The following is a 23,230-nucleotide window of genomic DNA, read 5'->3' on the forward strand; positions in this document are numbered from 1 at the left end:
ACTGGGAACATGACCCTCTTTTCCTCTGGTGCCGACGGCCGTACCGGTCCGGCGCACGCCGTGGCCGAGCGTCCACCCCGCGCGCGGGCCGGGCCGCGGAACTGCTGTGTTCGCCAACGGCCCTTCAGTGCGCCTCGGATGCTATAGCACCCGATTCATCACGAATAAGGGCGACTTGTCCCGTGACTGCATCCATGACTGAAGGCCTTCCAGGCGTGACAAAAACGTGATCAAGACCACACTCAGCGCAGGCTTTGTGCACTCTCCGTAGCGAACGTCCTGAACGTCCGCATCTGTTACCAAATTTGCAGATGGTACCCAGACATGCCGATGTGGCAGCCCTATACTCTGGCCCGGCCGTTAACCAGTGACCTGAAGCCGGTGTTCGACGCGTGCCCCCTCCCCTGCGCACGCCGACTAAGGGTCCGGCGCGAATCCCTCTCGAGGAGTTCCATGAAAATACGTCGCTGGACTCAAGCGACAGCCCTTGCCATGCTCGCCGTTTCGGCTTTCACCGCCTGCGGCGGCTCGGACTCGAACAAGAGCTCGAGTGGGCTGGAGAAGACCAACATCAAGGTGGGCGTGCTGCCGATCCCGGACGCGGCGACCGTTTACCTGGCGCGCTCCAAGGGCTACTTCAAGGCCGAGGGCCTCAATGTGACGCCCACGATTCTGACCAATGGCTCGGAGACGATTTCCCGGGTCATGTCGGGCGGGGTCGACTTCTCCTACAGCGCCTACATCCCGATCGTCCAGGCCGCGACCCAGGGCGTGAAGCTTCGGGTGGTGACCGACGGTTACCAGGGGCGCAGCAACCTGTATCCCCTGATCACCTTGCCGAACTCCCCCATTCACAACGCCAAGCAGCTCGTCGGCAAGAAGATCGGCCTCATCAACACGAAGGGCTTTCCGTCCCTGCTGACCAATGCGGCGCTGAAAAACGCGGGAGTGGCCCCCGACCAGGTCCACCTCGTCGAGATCCAGTACCCGAACATGCCGGCGGCGCTGCAGAACCACTCGATCGACGCCGCCTTCATGACCGAGCCCTTCCTGAGCCAGTCACAGCAGAAGTTCGGCGCCCGCGTCATCGTGGACACGATGGCCGGCCCGACGGCCGACCTTCCGGTCGGCGGTTACCTCACGTCGCAGAAGTTCGCGAAGCAGAACCCGAAGACCGTCGCGGCCTTCCAGCGGGCGATGGCCAAGGCACAGCAGGCGGCGACCGACCGGAACCAGGTCGGACAGATCCTGCCGACCTATGTCAAGGGCCTGTCGCCGCAGGTGGCGCAGACCATCACGCTCGGCGTCTACCCGGCGTCCCTGAGCAAGACACGGTTGCAGCGGGTCGCCGACCTCATGACCGAGCTCGGCGTCATCAAGCAGCACTACGACGTCTCAGGCGTCCTGCAGTAAGTCCTTCGGGCGTTCGCGCATGACGTCGCCGGTCGTCCCGCCCCACCCCTCCGCGGGACGGCCGGCCTCCGCCACCGGCGGAACTTGACGGCTTTCGTAAGGTGTTCTGTCGTGTCCCGGGGCAGTGGCACGAGACTTGCATCCCGCGAGACTTGCATTGCAGGATGCATCTCCTATGTCGCAGTTGCCGGGGCTACGTTATTATTGGCGCTTCCGTTACTCGGAGCTGCGGGGTTCATAATCGTGCTTGAAGTGCTGAAACTCACTCACACGTACGGCGAACAGACGGCTCTGGACGATGTCTCGTTCGAAGTCGGCGAGAACGAGCTCGTCAGCATCGTGGGCAAGTCCGGCTGCGGGAAGTCGACTCTGCTGCGTGCCGTCGCCGGGCTGATCACCCCGACCACCGGAGAGATCCGGCTCTCCGGCCGGACCGTGGACGGCGTGCCCGACGACCTGGCCGTGGTGTTCCAGGACTACTCCCGCTCGCTGCTCCCCTGGCTGTCGGTACGGGACAACGTGACCTTCCCGCTGCGCCGCCGCGGCCTGGACAAGGCCGCCCGCCGCGCCGCCGCCGACGAGGCTCTGGAGGAGGTCGGCCTGGCGGACAAGGGCGGGAAGTTCCCCTGGCAGCTGTCCGGCGGCATGCAGCAGCGCGTCGCCATCGCGCGGGCGCTGGCCTACCGCCCGACGCTGCTGCTGATGGACGAGCCGTTCGGGTCGGTGGACGCGCAGACGCGCGAGGACCTGGAGGACCTGCTCCTGCGCGCGCACGCGGCGAGCGACATGATGATCCTCCTCGTCACCCACGACATCGACGAGAGCGTCTACGTCAGCGACCGCGTCCTCGTCATGGGCCGCTCGCCCGGCCGGGTCATGGCCGACCTCGACGTCGGGCTGCCCGCCGAGCGCGACCGCATCGAGACCCGCGAGCTGCCGGAGTTCGTCCACCTGCGCTCGGAGGTCGGGCGTCTCGTGCGCGACAACGCCGTCCCCGCCTAAGCCTTGAAGGCGCTCATCGTCGGCGCCGGCATCAGCGGTCTGACGTCGGCGCTCAGCCTGCACGCCGCGGGCGCAGAGGTGGTCGTGGTGGACGCGGTGCGTGCCCTGCTGCCGCTCGGCGTCGGCATCAACCTCCAGCCGCACGCCGTACGCGAGCTGACCGAACTGGGGCTCGGCGACGCCCTGGCGGCGACCGGGATCCCGACCCGCGAGATGCTCCGCATGGACCGGCACGCCAACGAGATCATCGCCCACGCCCGTGGCGTGCACGCCGGCTACCGCTGGCCGCAGTACTCCATTCACCGCGGTGAGCTGCAGATGCTCCTGCTCGACGCGGTGGTGGAACGGCTCGGGCCCGCGGCCGTACGGACCGGGCTGGTGTTCGAGTCGTTCGCCGAGGACGCCGACGGCGTCGAGGTGTGCCTGCACGCGCGTACGGGCGGCGCGCCGGTGACGCTGCGCGCGGACGTCCTGATCGGCGCCGACGGGCTCTCCTCGGCCGTGCGCCGCCGGCTGCACCCCGGTGAGGGCCCTCCGCTGTGGAACGGCATCCGCATGTGGCGCGGCATCGCCGAGGCCGATCCGTACCTGACCGGCCGCAGCATGATCGTCGCCGGCTCGCACCGGTCCGGCCGGCTCGTGTGCTATCCGATCTCCAAGCCGGCCGAGGACCGCGGCCGGGCGCTGGTGAACTGGGTGGCGGAGGTCCGGGTGTCGCCCGAGACCCGTGTCGAGACCGACACCGCCGACTGGACGCGCGAGGGCCGGGCCGAGGACGTCCTGCCGTACTTCGCCGACTGGCGGCTGGGCTGGCTGGACGTGCCCCGGCTGATCGCGGAGTCGCCGCAGATCCTGGAGTACCCGATGGTGGACCGGGACCCGCTGCCGTGGTGGACCCGCGGCCGCGTGACACTGGTGGGGGACGCCGCGCACCCGATGTACCCGGTCGGCGCGAACGGCGGGTCGCTGGCCGTCATCGACGCGCGCGTGCTCGCGCTGGAGCTGTCCCGTTGCGACGACCCCGCCGAGGCGCTACAGGCGTACGAGAAGGCGCGCCTCGACGACGCCAACGCGGTGGTGCGGGCGTGCCGCGACATGGCCGCCGACCGCATCCTGGACGTCGTCGCCGAACGAGCGCCGGACGGCTTCACCGACATCGCGGACGTGCTGACCGCCGACGAGCTGACCGCGTTGCGGGAGGGCTGGCGGCGTACGACGGACATGGACGTGGAGGCGCTGAACTCCCGGCCGTCGTGGAACCCGGTCGGCGCGGGCTGATCCGAGGCGCCGCCGGCCGAGGAGACGCCCTCTACTTGGCGTCGGCGTAGCAGGGGACCGCGACCGCCTCCATGGGGAAGCGGACCGGGGTGTCGCCGAACACCAGACGGCGGGCCTCGGCGGCGGAGTCGCGGATGGCGGCGACCACCGCCTCGGCGTGGTGCTCCGGCGCGTGCACGATCACCTCGTCGTGCTGGAAGAACACCAGGCGCGGCGCTCGCTCCGGCACGGTCTCCAGCGCGGTCAGCCGGCGGCGCAGTGCCGCCAGGAGCACCGTCGCCCAGTCGGCGGCGCTGGCCTGGACGACGAAGTTGCGGGTGAACCGGCCCCGGCTGCGCACGGCGGCGCCACCGTCGTCCTGCACGGCCAGGTCGCGCCACTCGTGCGAGGGCGGCGGGCAGGTGCGACCCAACCGCGAGCGGACCAGCCGCCCGGCCTCGCCCGTACGGGCCGCCGCCTCGACGTAGTCGTACGCGTCGGGGAACCGGCGGCGCATGACGGCGAGCAGCTGCGGCGCCTCGCCGCTGGTGCCGCCGTACATCGCCGACAGCAGCGCGATCTTGGCCTTGTCGCGCGCGCCGCCGAACACGCCGGCCAGCGCGGCGTACAGGTCGTTCTCGCCCGCGGCGGCGGCCAGGGCACGGTCGCCGGCGAGAGCGGCGAGCACGCGCGGCTCCAGCTGGGCGGCGTCGGCGACGACGAGCGTCCAGCCGGGATCGGCGACGACCGCGCGCCGCAGCACCTTGGGGATCTGCAGCGCACCGCCGCCGTTGGTGGCCCACCGGCCGGACACCACGCCGCCGACGACGTACTCCGGGCGGAACCGGCCGTCGCGCACCCAGGAGTCGAGCCACGACCAGCCGTGCGCGACGTGGAGCCGGGCGAGCTCCTTGTAGGCGAGCAGCAGCCCGGCCGCCGGGTGCTCGACGTTCTTGAGCACGTGCGACCGGGTGGAGGAGATGCCGACGCCCGCCGCCGCGAACGCCTTGACCACCTGCGCCGGCGAGTCGGGGTTGATCCGCTGCCCGAACGCCTCACCGATCCGGTCGGCCAGCTCCTGGAGCCGGCGCGGCCGCAGACCGGGCGCGGGACGCGGGCCCATGAGCTCGGTCAGCAGGGCATCGTGCACGTCGGGCCGCCAGGGCAGCCCGTCGTGGCCCATCTCCGCCGCCGCGAGCCCGCCCGCCGACTCCGCCGCGACCAGGAGGCGCATGCCGGTCTCGGCGGCGCGTCGCTGCTGCTCGGCGTGGACGGCGACGACGGCGTCGATGTCGTCGGCGGGCCGCTCGTCGAACAGCGTCGGCGGCCCGTCGCCGGGGACGACGTCGTCCGGCACCGCCGAGCCGTTGAGCCGGGCGAACGCGGCCCGCAGCGAGCGCGGCTCGCCGTACCGGCCGGCGTGGTTGAGCAGGAGGATCTCGGCCAGCTCCAGGTCGTGGCACCGCGCCAGGCGCACGCCCGCCCGGAGGAAGCGCGGGTAGATCCGCGCGGTCGCGGGCCAGACCCAGCGCACGCCGGCGGGGTCGCCCCGCTCCTTCGCCCGCGCCTCGCGGGCGGCGACGGCGGCGACGAGGTCGGCGACCGGCTCGGCGGGCTCCAGCGGCGCGCCGTCCTCGGCGACGGGGCACAGCACGCCTCCGTCGTCCGGCCCCTCGGCGACCGCGATCCGCATGCTCCCGATTGTGCCCGTGACGTCCGACAGTCGCGGTCCCGGCCCTCGGGGCGTACCCGCCGGTCGCCCGTCAGGTGAGCGGAATCGTTATCTCGTCCTCCAGGGGCGGTGCCACCTCGTGCTCCCGGCAGCCGGACGCGCCGAAGCAGCGGATGCGCAGCCGCTCCGGCGTCACGTCGATCCGCAGGAAGCTCTTGAACAGCGGCGGCCCGTACGAGGCGGAGGCCGGGGACAGGAACCGCTGGTACGCCCGGCGTACCGGCAGCCGGAACCCCCGGTGGCGGTGCGGGCGCCCCGGTACGCCCAGGAGGGTCGCCACCAGCCGCGTGCGCCACGTCACCGGTGCGTTCGTCTCCCGCCTCGGCGGGATGCCGAGCCGCTGGGCGATGACCGCCGCGGCCTGCTCACTGGTCAGTTCGAACAGCCACCGCATCCGCAGCCGCCGCCCGTACATCCGGCCGTAGAAGGCCAGGCAGTCGCCGCGCAGCGGGTAGCAGCGGAAGTCGTCCTCGCCGACGCCGCCGACGTTCACCTTGGGGATCGTGTGCGTGGCGTGCATGAACGCGCCGCCGCCCCCGGAGACGACGTACTCGATCGTACGGTCGCCGACCTTGACCGGATAGTGCTGGTAGTTGTGGATGTCGCCGCCGATCGCCGCCACGTAGTTGCACGCCGGGTCCTGGACGATCTCATCGACCGTGCCGCCGCCCTCGATGGGACCCGGATGGTGGGCGCCGTCGACGTACAGCGGCTTGCCGGTGATGAGGATCTTCGGCTTGGGGCCTTCGGAGACCTTCCGCAGCCACGCGCCCTGCTCGCGGTCGATGCCGCCGAGGATGCCCGTGTCGATGCCGATGATCCGGATCGGACCGGCGTCCATCATCCAGTACGGGCCGGGCTGCCCGGCCCGCTGCTCCGGCCGGGACCGCAGGCTCTCGGCCTCGGCCAGCAGCGTCTCGTCGGGGACGTCCGGGTTCTTCCAGAACAGCCGCCGCCACCAGGCGCGCGACAGCAGCCGCGGCCGGCCCTCCGGAGGCAGCTCGGGCGCGCCGCAGAAGATCCGCATGAACCCGCCGAGCCCGTCGTACCAGTCGTGGTTGCCCGGCACGGCGTAGATGGGCGCGTCGTAGTCCTTGTACGGCCGGAAGAACTTGGGTCCGTACTCATTGACGCTGCCGGTCGGGTAGATCACGTCACTGGCGATGACGGCGAACCGCGTGTCCTCGCTCATCTTCAGGAACCCGGGCACCACGGCGTACTGCGGGGCGTCCCCCTCCCCCGTGTCGCCCAGCACCATGAACGAGAACGACGACGGGTCGTCGCGCGGGATGGCGAAGTCGGGCGGCGCACCCGCACCGAGCTGGCGGGCCACCCACCGGCGCCGCTCGTCGTTGGTCGGATCGCCGAACCGGCGGGCCAGCACGTCGTTGCGCGACCGCCAGAGGACGGCGGGGTTGAGCCAGGACAGGTTCTGGACCCGGGCCGGCATGAGGTCGGTGTAGGTCCCCGGCTCGTCGCACGACCAGCCGGCGCCGGCCGGTGAGTGACGCGAGGACAGAGGCGCAGAGGGGGGCACGGCGGCACCGTAACAGCCGTAATAGCGGCGACACGCCGTGTTCGCGCCATTCCAGGCGAAAGTGCGCGGGTGGGCCGCTCAGCCGCCGATGGCGTCGAGCTCGGCGACCGCGTCGGGCGGCAGCGCCAGGTCCGCGGCGGCGACGTTCTCGCGGAGGTGGGCGAGGGTCGAGGTCCCCGGGATGAGCGCGGTCGTGGGCGAGCGCCGGAGCAGCCAGGCCAGCGCGACCTGCTGCGGTGAGGCGCCGAGGCGCGCCGCCACGTCCGTGAGCGTACGGGACTGGATCGGGCTGAACCCGCCGAGGGGGAAGAACGCGGCATAGGCGATGTTCTCGGCGGCGCACCGGTCGACGAGGGGGTCGTCCTGCCGGTTCGCGAGGTTGTACAGGTTCTGCACCGTCACGACGGGCGCGATGCCCTGCGCCTCGGTGAGCTGGGCGGCGGTGGCTCCGCTGAGGCCGAGGTGGCGGATCAGCCCGTCCTCGCGCAGCTCCGCCAGGGCGCCGAACTGCTCGGCGACGGACTCCTCGCCGGTGCCCTCGGCCGACAGCCGCAGGTTGACGACGTCCAGCGCGTCGACACGGAGGTGCCGGAGGTTGTCGTGGACCTGTTTCCGCAGGTCGGCAGGCTCCAGCGAAGGGTGCCAGCCGCCGTTCTCGTCCCGCCGCGCGCCGACCTTGGTGACGATGCGCAGGTCCTCCTTGTAGGGGTGGAGCGCCTCGCGGATGAGCTCGTTGACGACGGCCGGGCCGTAGAAGTCGCTGGTGTCGATGTGGGTGACGCCCAGCTCGACCGCCTCGCGCAGGACCGCGATGGCCTGGGCCCGATCCTTGGGCGGCCCGAACACCCCGGGCCCGGCGAGCTGCATCGCGCCGTAGCCCATGCGGCTGAGCACGAGATCGTCCGCGAGCCGAAGGGTGCCGCCGGGAGCGCTGTCTGCCATGTCGTTCGCCTCTCTGAGTGTCATCTCCAACGTTGGAGTTGCAAGCGCCGATGCTAGCGCTCGGGCAGCCCAACCAAAACGTTGCGGTTGGAATCAGCCCACCCCCGGTCCACGGGTGGCGCATATCTTCGCCTCACCCGCCGGCACGCCGCCCGGCGGTCCGCTCGCCCACCGCACCCCGCCCGGCGAGTGACTCCTCCATCACACCGCCCGGGCGGGCGACTCGCCCGTCGCACCCGTCGTGCGGGCGGCTGGTCCACCACGCCCCACGGGCGAGACAGAAGCAGCCACCGTGCGAAGCAGCACCCGACGTGCTATCGACGCGGGACGGCACATCCCGGGCGGACGGGGTCGGTCACCCGAGGCGCGACGTGAACGCTGAAGACCCCCGCCCCAAAGGCGACGATCAGGGCCCCTTGTTCAGGCGATGCGGGGGTGCGTGTTGTACTCGCCGGTGCGGAAGAGTTCGGGGGCGGTCTCCGCGGCGGCTTCCGGGGGTGGACCGTGGAGCAGTGCGTCCGCGAACATGCCGACCTGGTCGGCCGGTAGCTGGAATGTTCCCTGGCAGACGCCGCCGTTCCAGATGCTCAGCACGACCACTCCGGCGTCCGGGTGGCGGCTGATCCGCAACGAGCGGTCCGGCCTGCGGCAGTCGAAGAACACGTCGCCCTGTTTGGGCAGCGGAGAGGCCCCTGGCATGGGGGCCAGTGTGGACCCGGACACCCTCCGCTGTCGAGACCCGCAAGGCGAGGAGTCAGGCCGCGACGAGGACGCGCGGGTCGTCGGCGTCGACGATGTCGGCGCCCAGCGGCATCAACGACACCGGGATGAGCGTCAGCTTCTCAGCCATCGAGGGCCAAGCTTGCGGCTCTGTACCGTACCTGGCGGGTACGGGTCAGGCCGCGTCGTCGGCAGCGTGACTCACTGCCCAGCCCGCCACGCCGCGTGTGGCGATGTTGCGGGCTGCGTTCACGTCGGCGTGCTCAGCGAAGCCGCACGACGTACACCGGAAAGTAGTCTGATCGGGCCGATTCCTTTTACTGATATGGCCACACTCGCTACAACCTTGCGAGGTGTAGCGCGGGTCCACGAACACCACCGGCACCCCGGCGCGGGCCGCCTTGTAGGCGATGTAGGCGCCGAGCTGCTGAAAACTCCAAGAGTGGAGAGTGACCCGCTGGGGCTTGCGGAGCCGTACCCTCTCGCGGATACCACCCAGGTCTTCCAGGGCGATACCACGACAGGTGCGTTCAGCCTCGGTCACCAGCTTCTTGGAGATGCAATGGTTGATGTCGGCCGCGAAACGCGACTCCCGGCCCGACAACTTTCGCAACAGCCGTCTCGCGGACTTGGTGCCCTTCTTCTGGAGACGTCGACGGAGTCGACGGTTGCGGTGCCGGACCTGGTTCAAATGCTTGCCGGCGTGGACGGCACCGTCGGAAGTGACGGCGATGTTCGCGATACCGAGATCGATCCCAAGAAACCCTTCCTCGGGTTCGCGCATATCGGCTTCAGGCACATCACAGGTCGCGTACAGGTACCAGTTTCCGCCCCGGAACACGAGATCTGACTCACCCTGCCGGTGCTCGATGAGCATCTTCATCTGCTTCGGGGAGCACTGGAACGGGATACGGCCTAAGCGGCCACGGACGGTCCAGATCGACACCGTGCGGGCATCAAGCTGCCAGGACAGACAACGATCATCGAAGGGCTGGGCGGCGTCCTTACGGAACCGGAGCGGCGTGCTCTCGGCTTTGGCACGGCGCCTTGAACCGTCCGGACCATAGTTCCCCGCCTTCAGATTTGCCTTCAGCGTGGCATAGGCCCCGGCGACCTTTCGTACCACGTGAATCGCAGGCTGCGCCGACAACCCCATCTGCTTCAACTCGCCGTATACGAGTTGCTGCAAGGGCATTTTGCCCGTAACGCCAGTGTCGAAAGCGCGGCGGGAGGCGTAGTTCGCCGCTAGATTGCATACACGCAGCGTCTCCCGCAGGGCCGTCTCGGTCACCCCATCCGGGGCTAGTCTGACCTGCACCACCAGCTTCACGACCCGCATCGTATTGCCGACATCGCCCCGATGCACTCCGAATCCAAATATGCGACGGAAGCGCCTGACCTGACCGACAGCTTTCCGAACCGCTGCTACATGGCTAGACAGCACTCCTCAGAAGCAATCCCTTCCGCCGCGGACTCATATTTAGGGGTGGTCCAACCGAACGAGATTCCGATCGTCGATACGGACAGCGGGATACTAGCCATCAGGCGAGAGCGAGCCACCATACGCGGAAATAAACCACAAACATTCCCGACGGCAGACGGCGTCCCGGCGTCCGGGCGTCCGGGCGTCCGGGCGTCCCACGGTTGTACGACCAAAAGCTTTCAGGCCGCGACGAGGACGCGCGGGTCGTCGGCGTCGACGATGTCGGCGCCCAGCGGCATCAGGGACACCGGGATGAGTTTAAAGTTGGCCAGGCCGAGCGGGATGCCGATGATCGTGACGCACAGCGCGATGCCGCTGAGCAGGTGCCCGATGGCCAGCCACAGACCGGCGACGACGAACCAGATGACGTTGCCGATGGTGCTCATCGCTCCGGCGCTCGGCTTGCGCACGACGGTCCGGCCGAACGGCCAGAGTGCGAAGGCGCCGATGCGGAAGGCCGCGACGCCGAACGGGATGGTGACGACGAGCACGCAGCAGACGATCCCCGCGAGGAAGTACCCGAGTGCCATCCAGAGCCCGGAGAGCACCAGCCAGATGAGGTTGAGCAGCGTACGCATGCTCCCTGCCTTCCCGTGTCGCGGTCGTCACAGGTGAGACGAAGCACGGGTGGCCCGCGGTTCCGGTGGATCAGCGAACTCTGGTCGCCACGTGGGAGACGCTCGTGCCGGTGCGGGGGACCCGTGCGCCGCCGATCGAGGCGATCCGGGTGCGGGCGACCAGTTCGCCGCGGGCCTTCGGCCGGACCCGTACGACGAAGCGCGCGGTGGCGGAGCGGCCCGGGCCGAGCCGGGGCAGGACGAGTGTCGTGTCGCGGCCGCCCGCGTAGCCTCCGGCGCCGCCCGGCAGTGACGTGCTGGTCCGTTCGACGCCCGCCGGGAGCGTGTTGCGTACGGTGATCTCACCCGGCGTCGCGCGCCCGCGGTTGGCCAGGCGGATCCGGTACGCGTAGGTGCCGCCGGGCCGGACCGAGTGCGGGGCCTCGATGGAGACCTGCAGGCCGTCGGCGGGTTCGGCGGCCTCGGCGGGCCGGGCGTGACGGACGAGCCGGCCGGCGGGCGTCGGCGACGGCGTGCCGGCGGAGGCGGGCGAGGTGGAGATGAGCACGCGGGACCGGTGGCGGGTCCGTGCGCGGGACGGGCGGACCGGCGTCCTGATCGTGGTGTACCCGCCGCGGAGGTGGTGCGCCCACGGCACGTAGCGGTCCGGCAGGGCACCCGCGGTGTGCCCGCCCGCGGACGCGAGAGCCGCCATCACCGGCAGCCCCACGGCGATGCCGGCCAGGACGGCGAGCGCGTGTTTCACAGTGGTCGCCCCCAGCTCACCGATCGCACTCGGCAACGTACCCGGTGGCCGGTCGCCGTGCGGCAAAGCGCCGGGCAAGCTTCACCAGGCCGCCAGGAGAGTGTCCCCCGGCGGCAGGTCAGGCCGCGATGACCCGGAGCGCGCCGGGCAGCACCCGGATCGTCGCCGGCAGGGTGCCGAGCAGCTCGCCGTCGCCGCCGAACGGGATCTCCCGGTCGGCCTCCACGCGCACCTCGCGTCCGCGGAGCACCTCGATCTCCGGGCGGCGTACGTGCGTGCCGTGCGGCAGCTCGCGCATCACCGCGAAGAACAGGCGGCGGGGCGCGTGCCGGATGATGACGACGTCGAGCAGCCCGTCGGAGACGGAGGCGTCCGGCGCGACGTGCAGGCCGTAGCCGTAGTACCCGGAGTTGGCGGCGACGACGGTGTACCCGCGCTCCTCGCGCGTCTCTCCGTCGACCGTGATGCGGTACGCGACGGGCCGCCACGTCGCGATCGCGCGCAGCGGGCCGAGGTAGTAGGCGAGGGAGCCCGGCAGCCGGGTCAGCCGGTTGATGTGCGCGTTGGCCACCGAGTCGACGCCGCCGTACACGCTGCCGGCCACGACATTGGTCGTGCCGTCGCCGGAGGTCACCTCGATCGCGTCGATCGCCGTGGGCTCGGCCGACAGCAGCAGGTCGGCCAGGCGTTCGGGGTCGTCGGGCAGGCCGAGCTGGCGGGCGAAGTCGTTGCCGCGCCCGGCGGGCAGGATGCCGAGGACCGCGTCACTGCCCGCGAGCGCCCCGGCCAGGCCGCCCACCATGCCGTCGCCGCCCGTCGCGATCACGACGTGCCCCTTCTCGGCGGCCTCCCGCGCCAGGTCGCCCGCGTGCTCGAGGCTGCGGCTGTACTCCACCGCGACCTCGGCGCCGGCCTCGCGCAGCCGCCGCGCGACCGGGATGAGGCGTGCGGCCGGGTCGCTGCCGGCGGCCGGGTTCACCACGGCGGTGAACGATCGCATGTCGGTCTCCTGTCCGGGGCCCGCGCCTGCGAGCGGGCTCTGCGCGGGATCGTACGGGGTCGGGGCCCGGGACGGATCAGCCTTCCCCCGGAATGAGCACGCCCGGGTTCATGATGCCTTCGGGGTCGAGCCGGTCCTTCACCGCCCGCAGCACGGCGACGCCGAGCGGGCCCGCCTCGCGGGCGTACCAGTCGCGGTGGTCGACGCCGACGCCGTGGTGGTGACTGATCGTGCCGCCCGCCTCGATGATCGCGTCGCTGACCGCCGCTTTGGCGTCCCGCCAGCGCTCCACCGGCCGCTCCCCCTGCGCGGTGACGACCGTGAAGTACAGCGACGCGCCGGCGGGGTAGACGTGCGACACGTGGCACATGACCACCGACGAGGGCAGCTCGCGGGAGAGGGTCAGGCGCACGGCGTCGTACAGGCGCGACAGGTTCGACCAGAAGCCGGCGGTCTCCAGCGTCTCGGCGAGCACGCCGACGTCGAGCAGGGCGTCCCGCAGGTACGGCGCGGAGAACCGGCCGCGCACCCAGCTCTCCCCCGGCTCCTCGCCCTGGTAGGCGCCGCCGAGCGACGTGAGCACCGCGCGGACCTTCGCACGACGGTCGGGCACCTCGGCGGCGGTGCCCTCGTACCCGCAGACCGCGAGGCAGCCGCCCGCGTCGTTCCGCTCGCCCAGCTCGTCCGGCCGGGCCAGGCCGATCATGGTCTCGGTCTCGTCGGAGAGCCGCAGCACGGTCGGCAGCGGGCCGTCCTGGGCGAGGGCGCGGACCGCGGTGACGCCCTCGGAGAACGAGGGGAACAGCCAGCCCTCGTACACGCGCGTCTCGGGCAGCGGCCGGATCCGCACGGTCACGTCCGTGATGACGCCGAACGCACCCTCCGAGCCCAGTACGAGCTGGCGCAGGTCGGGCCCTGCCGCCGACTTGGGCGCGCGGCCGGTCTCCAGCGTGCCGGACGGCGTGGCGAGCGTGAGGCCGGCGACCATCTCGTCGAACCGCCCGTACCCGGCCGACGCCTGCCCGGAGGACCGCGCGGCGGCGAACCCGCCGATGCTCGCCCACTCGAACGACTGCGGGAAGTGGCCGAGGGTGTAGCCCTGCTCGTTCAGGAGCCGTTCGGCGCGCGGCGCGCGCAGCCCCGGCTCGAGCGTGGCCGTGCGCGAGACGGGGTCGAGGCCGACGAGCCGGTCCAGGCGCCGCAGGTCGAGCGCGATCACCGCCGCGTAGCCGCCCGCCTCCGGGGCGAGCCCGCCGACGACGGAGGTGCCTCCGCCGAACGGCACGACGGCGACCCGGTGTTCGGCGCACCGGGCCAGCACCGCGGCGACCTCGTCGTGGGAGCCGGGCAGCACGACCGCGTCGGGCGCGCCGCCGGCGTCGCCCCCGCGGATGCGCAGCAGGTCGGGCGTTGACTTGCCGCGCGTATGCCGGATGCGGGTCTCGGCGTCCGCGCGCACGTGCTCCTCGCCGACGACGTCCTCCAGGGCGCCGGGCACGGGCCGGGCCGGCGGCGGCTCGATCTCGGCGAGCTTGACCGGCTGGGCCGGTTCGGCGTGCACGCCGAGCAACTCGCGCAGCAGTCCGGCGACGGACTCCGGCAGGCGCTCGGCCCGCTCCGGATCACCCCAGCCGCTCCACAACATGTCCACGATCGGCATCGCTACCCCCTCACCAGCGCAGTTACACTGTGACATATGGCGTCGATTCGTCACAAGAAGGATGCCGTGCTGGACGCGACACGTGACTGTGTGCTGGCGGTGGGCGTGCGGCGTACGACGCTCACCGACGTCGCACGCCGCGCCGGAGTGTCGCGCATGACCATCTACCGGCGCTGGCCGGACGTGCGGACGCTGGTCGCCGACCTGATGACCCGCGAGTGGGCCTCCGTCGTCTCGCGCGTAGCGCCGCCCGAGGACGGCTCACCCGTACGGGTCCAGGCCGTCGAGGCCCTGGTCGCCGGGGTCGGCGCCCTCCGCGCGCACCCTCTCTTCCTCAAGATCATGGAAGTCGACCCCGAGGTCCTGCTCCCCTACATCCTCGAGCGGCGCGGCACGAGCCAGGACGCCATGCTGCGCGCGATCGAGGCGACGCTGCGGGCGGGCCACCGCGACGGCAGCGTGCGCGCCGGCGACCCGGTCCGGCAGGCGCGCTCCCTGCTGCTCGTCCTCCAGTCCTTCGCCATGTCCGGCCACACCATGACCGGCGACGGTCCGGCCCTGTCGGCGGCCGCCTTCGACGAGGAGCTCCGGCAGATTCTCGAAAGGTACCTCGCGCCATGACCGAGCGGAGCGAGGGAATCGAAAACACGCACCCGTGGTCACTCCCCCCGACGAAGGAGGCTCCATGACACGTCTCCACCGGCCCGCCGAGGCGGCCGTTCCGCCCGCGTCTCCCGCCTCATCGCTGAACGCCGCGCGGCGCGCCCGCGAGCTGGCCGAGCTCGCCGACGGCACGGCCGTCGACGTCCTGGTCGTCGGGCTCGGCGCGACCGGCGCCGGCGTCGCGCTGGACGCCGCCTCGCGCGGTCTGTCCGTGGCCGCGATCGACGCGCACGACCTCGCCTTCGGCACGTCGCGGTGGAGCTCCAAGCTGATCCACGGCGGCCTGCGGTACCTCGCCTCCGGGCAGCTCGGCATCGCGTACGAGAGCGCGGTCGAGCGCGGCGTCCTCATGGAGCGCACCGCGCCCCACCTCGTACGCGCGCTGCCGTTCGTGCTGCCGCTGACGCCGCAGGTCCCGGCGTCCGCGGTGGCCCTCGCCCGGGCCGGGATGCGGGCCGGTGACGTGCTGCGGATGTCGGCCCGTACCCACCGTGCCGCGCTGCCCCGGCCGCGCCGCCTGAGCACGGTGGAGGCGCTGCGGCTCGCGCCCGCGCTGCGCTCGTACGGGCTGCGCGGCGGGCTGCTGTCGTGGGACGGGCAGCTCACCGACGACGCGCGCCTGGTCACCGCGATCGCCCGTACGGCGGCGGCGCACGGCGCACGCGTCCTGACGCGCTGCCGGGCGCTCACCCTGACCGGCGACGGCGCGCAGGTGCGCGACGAACTCACCGGGGCGGAGTTCATCCTGCGCGCCCGGGCGGTCGTGAACGCCACGGGCGTGTGGGCGGGCGGCCTCGCCGAGGGCGTGCGCCTACGGCCCTCGCGCGGCACCCACCTCGTGTTGCGCGCCGAGAGCCTGGGCGGCCTCGCCACCGGGCTGCACCTGCCCGTGCCGGGCTCGGCGGGCCGCTTCGCGCTCGTGCTGCCGCAGGAGGACGGGCGGATCTACGTCGGGCTCACCGACGAGCCCGTCGACGGGCCGGTCCCGGACGTGCCGGAGCCCTCGGAGGCCGAGATCGGGTTCCTGCTGGACCTGCTGGACTCGGCCCTCGACGTGCCCGTGCGCCGCGCGGACGTCGCCGGGGCGTACGCCGGGCTGCGGCCGCTGCTGTACGGCGCGGAGGGCGGCACCGCCGACCTGTCCCGCCGCCACGCCGTGCTGACCGCGGCGAACGGCGTCGTGACGATCGTCGGCGGCAAGCTCACGACGTACCGCCGGATGGCCGAGGACGCGGTCGACGCCGCCCTGGCGAGCCGCGGCGTCGAGGCCGGCCCGTGCCGTACGGCCCGGCTGCCGCTCGTGGGCGCGGGCCCGGCGGCGGATCTGTCCCGGCTGGTCGCGCCGGCCCACCTGGTCCACCGGTACGGCACGGAGGCGCGCGACGTCATGGCCCTGGCCGCCGAGGACCCGGCGCTGCTGGAGCCGGTCGCGCCGGGCTCGGCGACGATCGGGGCGGAGCTGGCCTGGGCGGTCCGCCACGAGGGCGCGCTGGATGAGGGCGACCTGCTCGACCGCCGCACCCGCGTCGGCCTGATCGCCGCCGACCGCGAGGCGGCCCTGCCCGCCGCCCGCCGCGCCCTCGGCCGGGCCGAGCTGCGCCTCTGACCCGGCCGGGGACGAGTTCCCCGCCACCCGCGTGTGCGGATGGACACGGATGACCATGGACTCCTCCCAGCACCGCTGGTCCGGTGGCGGTCGCACCGGTTGCGCGGGAGGGTCCGGCCGGGCACCGTGTTCTGCGCGTGGCACGCCCGGTTCCGGCGCGAGGGCGACGTGCCGCCAGCCCCTCGGCCGCCACGACCGGCGCGACGCGGCCGACGGACTCGCGATGGAGGACAAGTGACCCTCGACCTGCCCCGACAGCACGCACGCACCCGCCGGTTCAGCCTGGGGGTCCCCCGGTCCTTCACCATCTCCCCGGACGGCCGGCGGGTCGTCTTCCTGCGGTCGCGGGACGGGAGCGATCCGATCACCTGCCTGTGGGAGTTCGACGTCACCGCGGGCGCGGAGCGGCTCATCGCCGACCCCGGAGACGCCACCGAGGCCCTGTCACCGGCCGAGGCGACACGGCGCGAGCGCGCCCGCGAGCAGAGCGCGGGAGTGACCGCGTACGCCACCGACCGTGCGCTGACCAAGGCGACGTACGCGCTGTCCGGACGGCTGTGGCTGGCCGACCTCGCAGCCCCGTCCGCGGTGGAGCTGCCCGCGACCGGCCCGGTCGTCGGACCGCGCCCCGACCCGCCCGGCGCCACGGTCGCCTACGTGTCCGGCGGATCCCTGCGCGTGATCGGCGCGGACGGCTCCGGGGACCGCGCGCTCGCCACACCGGAGGGTCCGGAGGTGACCTACGGCCTCCCCGAGCACGTGGCGGCCGAGTCGATGGGCCGTCACCGTGGGTTCTGGTGGGCACCGGACGGCTCTCGCCTTCTGGTCGCCCGGGTCGACAACGCACCGGTACAGCGCTGGTACATCGCCAACCCGGCGCACCCGGCCAGGCCGCCCGCCGAGATCGCCTACCCGGCCGCCGGCACCCGCAACGCCGACGTGTCCCTGTGGATCGTCGGCCTGGACGGCGGCCGGGTGGCCGTCGACTGGGACCGCGCCGCCTTCGAGTACGTCACCGCCGTCTGCTGGAGCGGGCCCGAGCCGCTCATCGCCGTGCAGAGCCGCGACCAGAGGACGATGCGGGTGCTGGCGGTGGACCCGCTGACCGGGACGACACGCCCACGACGTGAGGACACCGACCCGTACTGGGTGCAGATCGTGCCGGGTGTGCCGGCGCTCACCGAGAGCGGCCGCCTCGTCTGGACCGCGGACCTGGACGACTGCCGGCGCCTGCTCCTCGACGACGAACCCGTCACGCCACCCCGCCTGCACGTCCGTCAGGTCCTCGGAGTCGACGGCGAGACCGTCCTGTTCACCGCGTCCACCGAGCCCACGGAGATCGGCCTGTGGACGTACGCGCCGAGTACCGGGGTGACGCCGTTCGCCGACGCGCCCGGCGTCCACCACGGTCACCGGGCGGGCGGTACGACCGTCGTGGTCGCGCAGTCCCTGCGCCACGACGGCGCCCAGGTGACCGTGCACCGGGACGGGCGGCCGGCCGCGTCGATCACCTCGCATGCCGAGAAACCCGTCCTGACGCCCAAGGTGGAACTCCTGCGCATGGGAGACGGGGAGCTGCGAACCGCCGTGCTCTTCCCGACCGGGCACACACCGGGGTCGCGACGGCTGCCGGTGCTGATGGACCCCTACGGTGGGCCCGCCGCGCAGCGCGTGCTGGCGGCGCGGAACCAGTACCTGGTCTCCCAGTGGTTCGCCGACCGTGGCTTCGCGGTCATCGTCGCGGACGGCCGCGGCACGCCCGGCCGCGGCCCCGCCTGGGAACGGGCGATCTACGGCGACCGCGCGGAGCTCGCGCTGACCGACCAGGTGGCCGCGCTGCACGCGGCCGCCGCGCGCCATCCCGACCTCGATCTGGACCGGGTCGGCATCCGCGGATGGTCCTTCGGCGGTTTCCTCGCCGCGCTCGCCGTGCTGCGCGAACCCGACGTCTTCCACGCCGCCGTGGCCGGCGCGCCAGTGACCGACCAGCGGCTGTACGACACCCACTGGAACGAGCGCTTCCTCGGCCATCCGGACGAGAACCCCGAAGCGTACGACCGCTCAAGCCTTCTCGCCGACGCGAAACACCTCCGGCGGCCGCTCATGCTGATCCACGGACTCGCGGACGACAACGTCTTCGCCGCGCACACGCTACGCCTCTCGTCGGCGCTGACGGCCGCCGGGCGACCGCACACCGTGCTGCCGCTGCCGGACGCGACGCACATGACGCCGCAGGAGGAGATCGCCGAGAACATGCTCGTCCTGGAGGCGGAGTTCCTGGAAGGCGCGCTCGGCGCGGACACCCACCGGAAGGACTGACCCCGGCGCGGCGCCCGGCTCGTCAGCCGACCAGGGGAGGTTCGACGGCCAGGGCGTGCCGGAAGACGTTGCGCGGGTCCCAGCGGGCCTTCACTCGTCTGGTAGACCGCCTTCATGACCACGTCCCGCTGCGCGATCGCGGTGTCCCCGGGCGGCGCCGTCGCGGTCGACCACCACGACCTCCACCCCGTACAGGTGATCCACCACCGAGCCGTACCGCCGGGCCAGCGGCCCGTACCCGCCGCCCACGAAATGTCCACCCCACCGATCGGATGACGGGAGGGAGGCGACCGATGAGTTTCCCGGCGAGTTCGAGTCACCATCAGGACCGCAGATGACGATTACTGGAGGGCATGATGAGCCGGCTTGCCGCCGCCGACGACGAACCGGATGCCGAGCTGGGGCCGTTCTCGTCTCCAGACGCGCGAGCGACGCCGTGGGCGTCGGCGTCGGCGGTCCTCGGTGAGGCGGAGGTGTTCTGGCTGTCCACGGTGCGACCCGACGGGCGACCCCACGTGACGCCGTTGCTGGCGGTGTGGAGTCTGGGTGGCCTGTGCTTCACCACGGGTGGTCAGGAGCGCAAGGCGCGGAACCTCGAGCACGATCCCCGCTGTGTGCTGACGACCGGTACGAACGCCCTGACCGGTGTGGACGTCGTCATCGAGGGAGTCGCGTCCCTGGTGGACGAGCGCTCCGAGCGTGAACAGGCCGTCGCGGACTTCGAGCGGAAGTACGGCGCGCATCTGACCAGCCCCGAGGGCACCTGGTACCGGTTGGGCGAGGCCGTCATCGCCGGCGACGTCAGGCTGTACCGGGTCGCGCCGGCCGTCGGATTCGCCTTCGGCAAGCTGCCGGTGGCCGGCCAGACTCGCTACACGTGGCCGAGCCGGTGACGACGACGCCCGCACTGCAGCACAAGGTGCAGAGCGTCCTCGACGAACTCGTCGACACCGGAGCCGAGACCGGCTTGCAGGTCGCCGTCTACCATCACGCTGCCCGCGGCAAGGCGACCGCGACTCTTCGGCACGTGCTCACGCACTCGGCCGGCGTGCCGGCGATGCCTCGTGGCATCGGCCCTGCCGACCTGATCGACTCCCACTTCACGACCGCGCGGCGGCTCGCGGACCTGACCACGGCCGAGCTCAACGCTGCGTGAGCACCGACCCGGCGAAGGCGTCGATGGCGTTGATGACGGCTTCGAAACGCAGCGAGTGGAACAGGTCGAAGGCGTGCTGCCCGCCGGGCAGTTCGGCGTAGACGACCGGCCGGGTCGACACGGCGCGCAGGCGTTCGGCGAAGAGCCGGGCCGTCTCGACCGGCGTCAGGGTGTCGTGATCGCCGTGAACGATGAAGAACGGCGGTGCGTCCGGCCGTACATGGGCGAAGGGCGAGGTCCGCGGGTCCGCCTCGTCGTACGCCCCGTAGTGGCCGCCCAGACCGATCACCGCCGCGACGGAGGTGTCCGCGGGTTCGAAGCCGGGCTGGAAGGCGGGGTCGTCCGCGGTGAGACCGGCCAGGGCCGCCAGGTGAGCACCCGCCGAGCTGCCCGCCAGCACGATCCGATCGGGGTCGGCGCCGTAGGAGGGGCCGTGTTCCCGGACCCAGGCGATCACCTTCTTGGCGTCCACCAGGTGGTCGTGGAAGGTCGCCTGCGGGCTCAGGCGGTAGTTCGCGCTCACGCACACCCAGCCCTCGCCGGCCAGCCGGTGCAGGAGGGGAAGGGACTGGCTGTTCTTCCGGCCCGCCGTGTACCCGCCGCCGTGCAGGTGGATCAGGACCGGGGCCCCGGTGGGCCGGGAGCGGTGACGGTAGAGGTCCAGGAGGTTGCGCCGGCCCGCCGGGCCGTACGTCAGGCCGGGGATCCGCTCCACCGCGCGGCGACGGCGGAAGAAGGGCCGGAACAGGATGCGCCCGTACGGCAGACGCCGCGCGACGGGCACCGTCCCCATGGCACGTCGCACGGCGGGCAGCGCCCGGCCGCCGCGCCACGCCACGACCCCCAGACCCGCGCCCGGGCCCACCAGGGCCGCCACCGCCACGGCGGCGGCCGGTGCGGCCAGGTCGCCCTCGGCGAGGGCCAGGGCGGTGGCGGCCAGGAGCCAGGCGAGCGCCACGAAGGGCAGCTCGTTGACGACCACGCCGAGCCGGAAACTCAGCATGGCCAGCGGCCGGGGCCGGCGCGGCGCGGCCAGCGTGAGCAGGGCGGCGGCCGCGAGAAGGCCCACGGTGACCAGATAGCCGTAGGGCAGGCTCATCGGCGCACCAGCCCGGTGACGAGCACGGCGGCGACGGCCAGGTGCAGCAGGACCAGCACCAGCGCCGCGGCGGCTCCGGCCGCGCCGCCGAGCGGGCCGGTCAGGGACAGGGCGAGCACCGCCAGGGCGATGATCGTCCAGGTACGGCCGGGCCGGGCCGCCGACCGCTCCAGGACGGCCAGGAGCGCCCAGCCCGCGAGCCCGGCCAGCAGGCTCGCCACCGCGACGGCCACCGGCCCGACCGTCTGCTCGCCACCGCCCGACCGTACGGTCAGCGTGGTTCCGGCCAGCGGCACCGCCAGGGCCCACACGGCCAGGGCGACGGCGGGTGCGCCGAGCACGGTGATGAAGAGTCTTCGCACAGAGGTGTTCACGCCGAGCAGCCTCGCCCGCCCGGCCGGGCCGCCGCATCGGGCGCGCGGTCGCACCGTGTCCGTCCCGCGTGGGGGCCGGCTCCGACTTTGGTAGGTGACGGCCCCGCCGGACCGGCGGCTAGCTTGAGCCCGTGAACCGATGCCGATCCCCGCGTACGGTCGCCGTGGCGAGTGTGGCCCTCGGAATTGGCGGGCTGACCGCCGTGTCCCTGTGGGGGCAGAAGGGCGGGTCCCTGTTCGTGCTGGATGCCGCGGTCGCGGTCGCGAGCCTGCTCGCGGCGCTCGCCCAGCTGCGGTGGCCGGTCTCCGGCGCGCTCGCCGCCACCCTGCTCGCCGCGGTCTCCCCGGTGGCCACGCCGGCGGCGACGATGGGGGCGTTGCAGGCGGCCCAGCGCAGGCGGTTCCCCATCGCGGTGGCCGTGACGGCGGCGGGCATGGCGGCGCACGTGGTCCAGCGACTGTGGCGGCCCAATTCCGGCATCTCTCTCGGTTGGTGGCTGCTGCTGATCTTCGCCGCGTACGGCGCGCTGCTCGGCTGGGGCGCGCTGGCCCGCTCGCGCCGCGCGCTGCTCATCTCCCTGTACGAGCGCGCCCAGCGTGCCGAGGCCGAGCAGGGCAGGCGGGTCGCCGAGGCCCGCATGGCCGAGCGGCGCACGCTCGCCCGGGAGATGCACGACGTGCTGGCCCACCGGCTGTCGCTGGTGGCCACCCACGCCGGAGCGCTGGAGTACCGCCCGGACTCCTCCCCCGAGCAGCTCGCCCGCGCGGCCGGGGTGGTCCGCACCGGCGTGCACCAGGCGCTGGAGGAGCTGCGTCAGGTGATCGGCCTCCTGCGCGAGGAAGACGACGGGCACGACGACCTGGAACCCCGGCCCACGCTGGCCGACCTGCCCCGCCTGGTCGCCGAGGCGCAGGAGGCGGGCCAGCCCGTACGCCTGCGCGAGGAGGTCACCGACGCCACGACACTTCCGCCGGCCGCCGCCCGGACCGCCTACCGGGTCGCGCAGGAGGGGCTGACCAACGCGCGCAAGCACGCTCCCGGCCGGCCGGTCGACGTGCTGCTGCACGGCGGTCCCGGCACGCACCTGCTGATCGACATCCGCAACCCGCTGCCGGCGGCGGACTCGGCCCCGGCCGTGCCGGGCAGCGGTCTGGGCCTGGTCGGGCTCACCGAGCGGGTACGGCTGGCCGGCGGGCGGCTGGACCACCGGATCGCCGATCGGGAGTTCCGGCTCCAGGCGTCGCTACCATGGCCCGCGTGATCCGCGTGCTGCTGGTCGACGATGACGCCATGGTCCGTGCCGGGCTGTCGATGATGCTCGACGGCGCCGCCGGGATCACCGTCGTCGGCGAGGCCGCCGACGGCGAGGAGGCCATCACCGCCACCGACGCCCACGCACCCGACGTCGTCCTCATGGACCTGCGGATGCCGGGCGTCGACGGCATCACCGCCACCCGCCGGCTGCGCGCCCGCGCTCGTCCCCCGGAGGTGATCGTGCTGACCACCTTCGACACCGACGAGAACATCCTGTACGCACTGCGCGCCGGCGCCAGCGGGTTCCTGCTCAAGGACACCTCGCCTCCGCGGATCGTGGAGGCGGTCACCCGGGTGGCGGAGGGAGACCCGATCCTGTCCCCCCGCATCACCCGGCGGCTCATGGACCGCACCGTCACCCAGACCGGCACCTACGAGCGGGCCCGCGCCGCGCTGGCCGTCCTCACCCCACGCGAGCACGAGGTGACCCTCGCGATCGCCCGCGGCCGGACGAACGCCGACATCGCCGCGGAGCTCGCCATGGGCATCACGACGGTCAAGGCCCACGTCTCCAGCATTCTCACCAAGCTCGGCCTGGACAACCGCACCCAGATCGCGCTCCTGGCCCACGACGCGGGCCTGAGCTAGCCGAAACGGCCCCCGCCCGGTGGGCGGGGGCCGTGCCGGTG

General features: G+C 72.6%; 22 protein-coding genes and 1 pseudogene. 11 read left to right on the forward strand and 12 right to left on the reverse strand.

Annotated elements, in window-relative coordinates; translation table 11 throughout:
• Window positions 1-324 precede the first annotated feature (324 nt).
• From ACQEV1_RS37025 to ACQEV1_RS37035, 3 genes are all read left to right on the forward strand, one after another.
• Window positions 325-1,413, forward strand: a complete 1,089-nt coding sequence (locus ACQEV1_RS37025; protein ID WP_285635937.1) for an ABC transporter substrate-binding protein — start codon at window positions 325-327, stop codon at window positions 1,411-1,413.
• A gap of 252 nt (window positions 1,414-1,665) precedes the next feature.
• Window positions 1,666-2,415 (forward strand): ABC transporter ATP-binding protein, encoded by a 750-nt coding sequence (locus ACQEV1_RS37030; RefSeq protein ID WP_285635934.1) that lies wholly within the window; start codon window positions 1,666-1,668, stop codon window positions 2,413-2,415.
• A gap of 3 nt (window positions 2,416-2,418) precedes the next feature.
• Entirely contained in the window at window positions 2,419-3,693 is a 1,275-nt protein-coding gene (locus ACQEV1_RS37035; protein WP_433400565.1) for a flavin-dependent oxidoreductase, read from the forward strand.
• A gap of 31 nt (window positions 3,694-3,724) precedes the next feature.
• Here the strand turns inward: ACQEV1_RS37035 and ACQEV1_RS37040 are convergent, their stop codons facing one another.
• The 9 genes from ACQEV1_RS37040 to ACQEV1_RS37080 form a co-directional block, all read right to left on the reverse strand.
• Window positions 3,725-5,365, reverse strand: coding sequence for a bifunctional 3'-5' exonuclease/DNA polymerase (locus ACQEV1_RS37040; protein ID WP_433400568.1), 1,641 nt, complete (start codon window positions 5,363-5,365; stop codon window positions 3,725-3,727).
• A gap of 70 nt (window positions 5,366-5,435) precedes the next feature.
• On the reverse strand, window positions 5,436-6,941 hold the full coding sequence (locus ACQEV1_RS37045; RefSeq protein ID WP_285635921.1) for a metallophosphoesterase family protein: 1,506 nt from the start codon (window positions 6,939-6,941) through the stop codon (window positions 5,436-5,438).
• A 78-nt stretch (window positions 6,942-7,019) separates the two neighbouring features.
• Window positions 7,020-7,883, reverse strand: coding sequence for an oxidoreductase (locus tag ACQEV1_RS37050; protein WP_285635918.1), 864 nt, complete (start codon window positions 7,881-7,883; stop codon window positions 7,020-7,022).
• 420 nt (window positions 7,884-8,303) lie between these two features.
• Complete coding sequence (locus ACQEV1_RS37055; RefSeq protein WP_285576325.1) at window positions 8,304-8,582, reverse strand: hypothetical protein; 279 nt, start codon at window positions 8,580-8,582, stop codon at window positions 8,304-8,306.
• A 196-nt stretch (window positions 8,583-8,778) separates the two neighbouring features.
• Entirely contained in the window at window positions 8,779-9,933 is a 1,155-nt protein-coding gene (locus ACQEV1_RS37060; protein ID WP_432705952.1) for an RNA-guided endonuclease InsQ/TnpB family protein, read from the reverse strand.
• Between the two features lie 332 nt (window positions 9,934-10,265).
• Window positions 10,266-10,664, reverse strand: a complete 399-nt coding sequence (locus ACQEV1_RS37065; RefSeq protein ID WP_285635912.1) for a YccF domain-containing protein — start codon at window positions 10,662-10,664, stop codon at window positions 10,266-10,268.
• Window positions 10,665-10,734: 70 nt separating this feature from the next.
• A complete protein-coding gene (locus tag ACQEV1_RS37070) occupies window positions 10,735-11,409 on the reverse strand; it encodes a hypothetical protein (RefSeq protein WP_285635911.1) in 675 nt (224 codons plus the stop codon).
• Window positions 11,410-11,527: 118 nt separating this feature from the next.
• Window positions 11,528-12,409 (reverse strand): diacylglycerol/lipid kinase family protein, encoded by an 882-nt coding sequence (locus ACQEV1_RS37075; protein ID WP_285576318.1) that lies wholly within the window; start codon window positions 12,407-12,409, stop codon window positions 11,528-11,530.
• Window positions 12,410-12,485: 76 nt separating this feature from the next.
• Window positions 12,486-14,069 carry an FAD-binding oxidoreductase gene (locus ACQEV1_RS37080; protein ID WP_433400575.1) on the reverse strand — a complete coding sequence of 528 codons (1,584 nt, stop codon included), beginning with the start codon at window positions 14,067-14,069 and terminating at the stop codon, window positions 12,486-12,488.
• A gap of 36 nt (window positions 14,070-14,105) precedes the next feature.
• Here ACQEV1_RS37080 and ACQEV1_RS37085 point away from each other — a divergent pair, with 36 nt between their 5' ends.
• The 3 genes from ACQEV1_RS37085 (at window position 14,106) to ACQEV1_RS37095 (ending at window position 18,657) form a co-directional block, all read left to right on the forward strand.
• Complete coding sequence (locus ACQEV1_RS37085) at window positions 14,106-14,690, forward strand: TetR/AcrR family transcriptional regulator (RefSeq protein ID WP_285635907.1); 585 nt, start codon at window positions 14,106-14,108, stop codon at window positions 14,688-14,690.
• A 64-nt stretch (window positions 14,691-14,754) separates the two neighbouring features.
• Complete coding sequence (locus ACQEV1_RS37090; protein WP_433400578.1) at window positions 14,755-16,338, forward strand: glycerol-3-phosphate dehydrogenase/oxidase; 1,584 nt, start codon at window positions 14,755-14,757, stop codon at window positions 16,336-16,338.
• 234 nt (window positions 16,339-16,572) lie between these two features.
• Window positions 16,573-18,657 carry a prolyl oligopeptidase family serine peptidase gene (locus ACQEV1_RS37095; protein WP_433400581.1) on the forward strand — a complete coding sequence of 695 codons (2,085 nt, stop codon included), beginning with the start codon at window positions 16,573-16,575 and terminating at the stop codon, window positions 18,655-18,657.
• A 22-nt stretch (window positions 18,658-18,679) separates the two neighbouring features.
• On the opposite strand, the pseudogene ACQEV1_RS37100 reads toward ACQEV1_RS37095, so the two are convergent.
• Window positions 18,680-18,757 (reverse strand): annotated as a pseudogene (locus tag ACQEV1_RS37100) (BBE domain-containing protein); the annotation flags it as partial.
• 14 nt (window positions 18,758-18,771) lie between these two features.
• Here ACQEV1_RS37100 and ACQEV1_RS37105 point away from each other — a divergent pair.
• From ACQEV1_RS37105 to ACQEV1_RS37115, 3 genes are all read left to right on the forward strand, one after another.
• Window positions 18,772-18,933, forward strand: coding sequence for a hypothetical protein (locus tag ACQEV1_RS37105; protein ID WP_433400584.1), 162 nt, complete (start codon window positions 18,772-18,774; stop codon window positions 18,931-18,933).
• A gap of 80 nt (window positions 18,934-19,013) precedes the next feature.
• Entirely contained in the window at window positions 19,014-19,550 is a 537-nt protein-coding gene (locus ACQEV1_RS37110; protein WP_433400587.1) for a pyridoxamine 5'-phosphate oxidase family protein, read from the forward strand.
• The gene (locus ACQEV1_RS37115; RefSeq protein ID WP_433400590.1) at window positions 19,535-19,813 is read left to right on the forward strand and encodes a hypothetical protein; all 279 of its coding nucleotides are present in this window, start codon (window positions 19,535-19,537) and stop codon (window positions 19,811-19,813) included. The genes ACQEV1_RS37110 and ACQEV1_RS37115 overlap by 16 nt, the downstream gene beginning before the upstream one ends.
• On the opposite strand, the gene ACQEV1_RS37120 is transcribed toward ACQEV1_RS37115, so the two are convergent.
• Together ACQEV1_RS37120 and ACQEV1_RS37125 are read right to left on the reverse strand one after the other, a co-directional pair.
• The gene (locus ACQEV1_RS37120; protein ID WP_433400593.1) at window positions 19,800-20,912 is read right to left on the reverse strand and encodes an alpha/beta hydrolase; all 1,113 of its coding nucleotides are present in this window, start codon (window positions 20,910-20,912) and stop codon (window positions 19,800-19,802) included. The genes ACQEV1_RS37115 and ACQEV1_RS37120 overlap by 14 nt on opposite strands.
• The gene (locus ACQEV1_RS37125; protein WP_285635895.1) at window positions 20,909-21,286 is read right to left on the reverse strand and encodes a DUF6069 family protein; all 378 of its coding nucleotides are present in this window, start codon (window positions 21,284-21,286) and stop codon (window positions 20,909-20,911) included. Before ACQEV1_RS37125 ends, ACQEV1_RS37120 begins: the two co-directional genes overlap by 4 nt.
• A 131-nt stretch (window positions 21,287-21,417) precedes the next feature.
• On the opposite strand from ACQEV1_RS37125, the gene ACQEV1_RS37130 reads away from it, so the two are divergent.
• Entirely contained in the window at window positions 21,418-22,548 is a 1,131-nt protein-coding gene (locus tag ACQEV1_RS37130; protein WP_433400597.1) for a sensor histidine kinase, read from the forward strand.
• Window positions 22,536-23,189 (forward strand): response regulator, encoded by a 654-nt coding sequence (locus tag ACQEV1_RS37135; protein ID WP_433400600.1) that lies wholly within the window; start codon window positions 22,536-22,538, stop codon window positions 23,187-23,189. Before ACQEV1_RS37130 ends, ACQEV1_RS37135 begins: the two co-directional genes overlap by 13 nt.
• The last annotated feature ends 41 nt before the right edge of the window (window positions 23,190-23,230 follow it).

It is taken from the genome of Actinoallomurus sp. CA-142502 (assembly GCF_050936355.1).
Classification (GTDB): domain Bacteria; phylum Actinomycetota; class Actinomycetes; order Streptosporangiales; family Streptosporangiaceae; genus Actinoallomurus; species Actinoallomurus iriomotensis.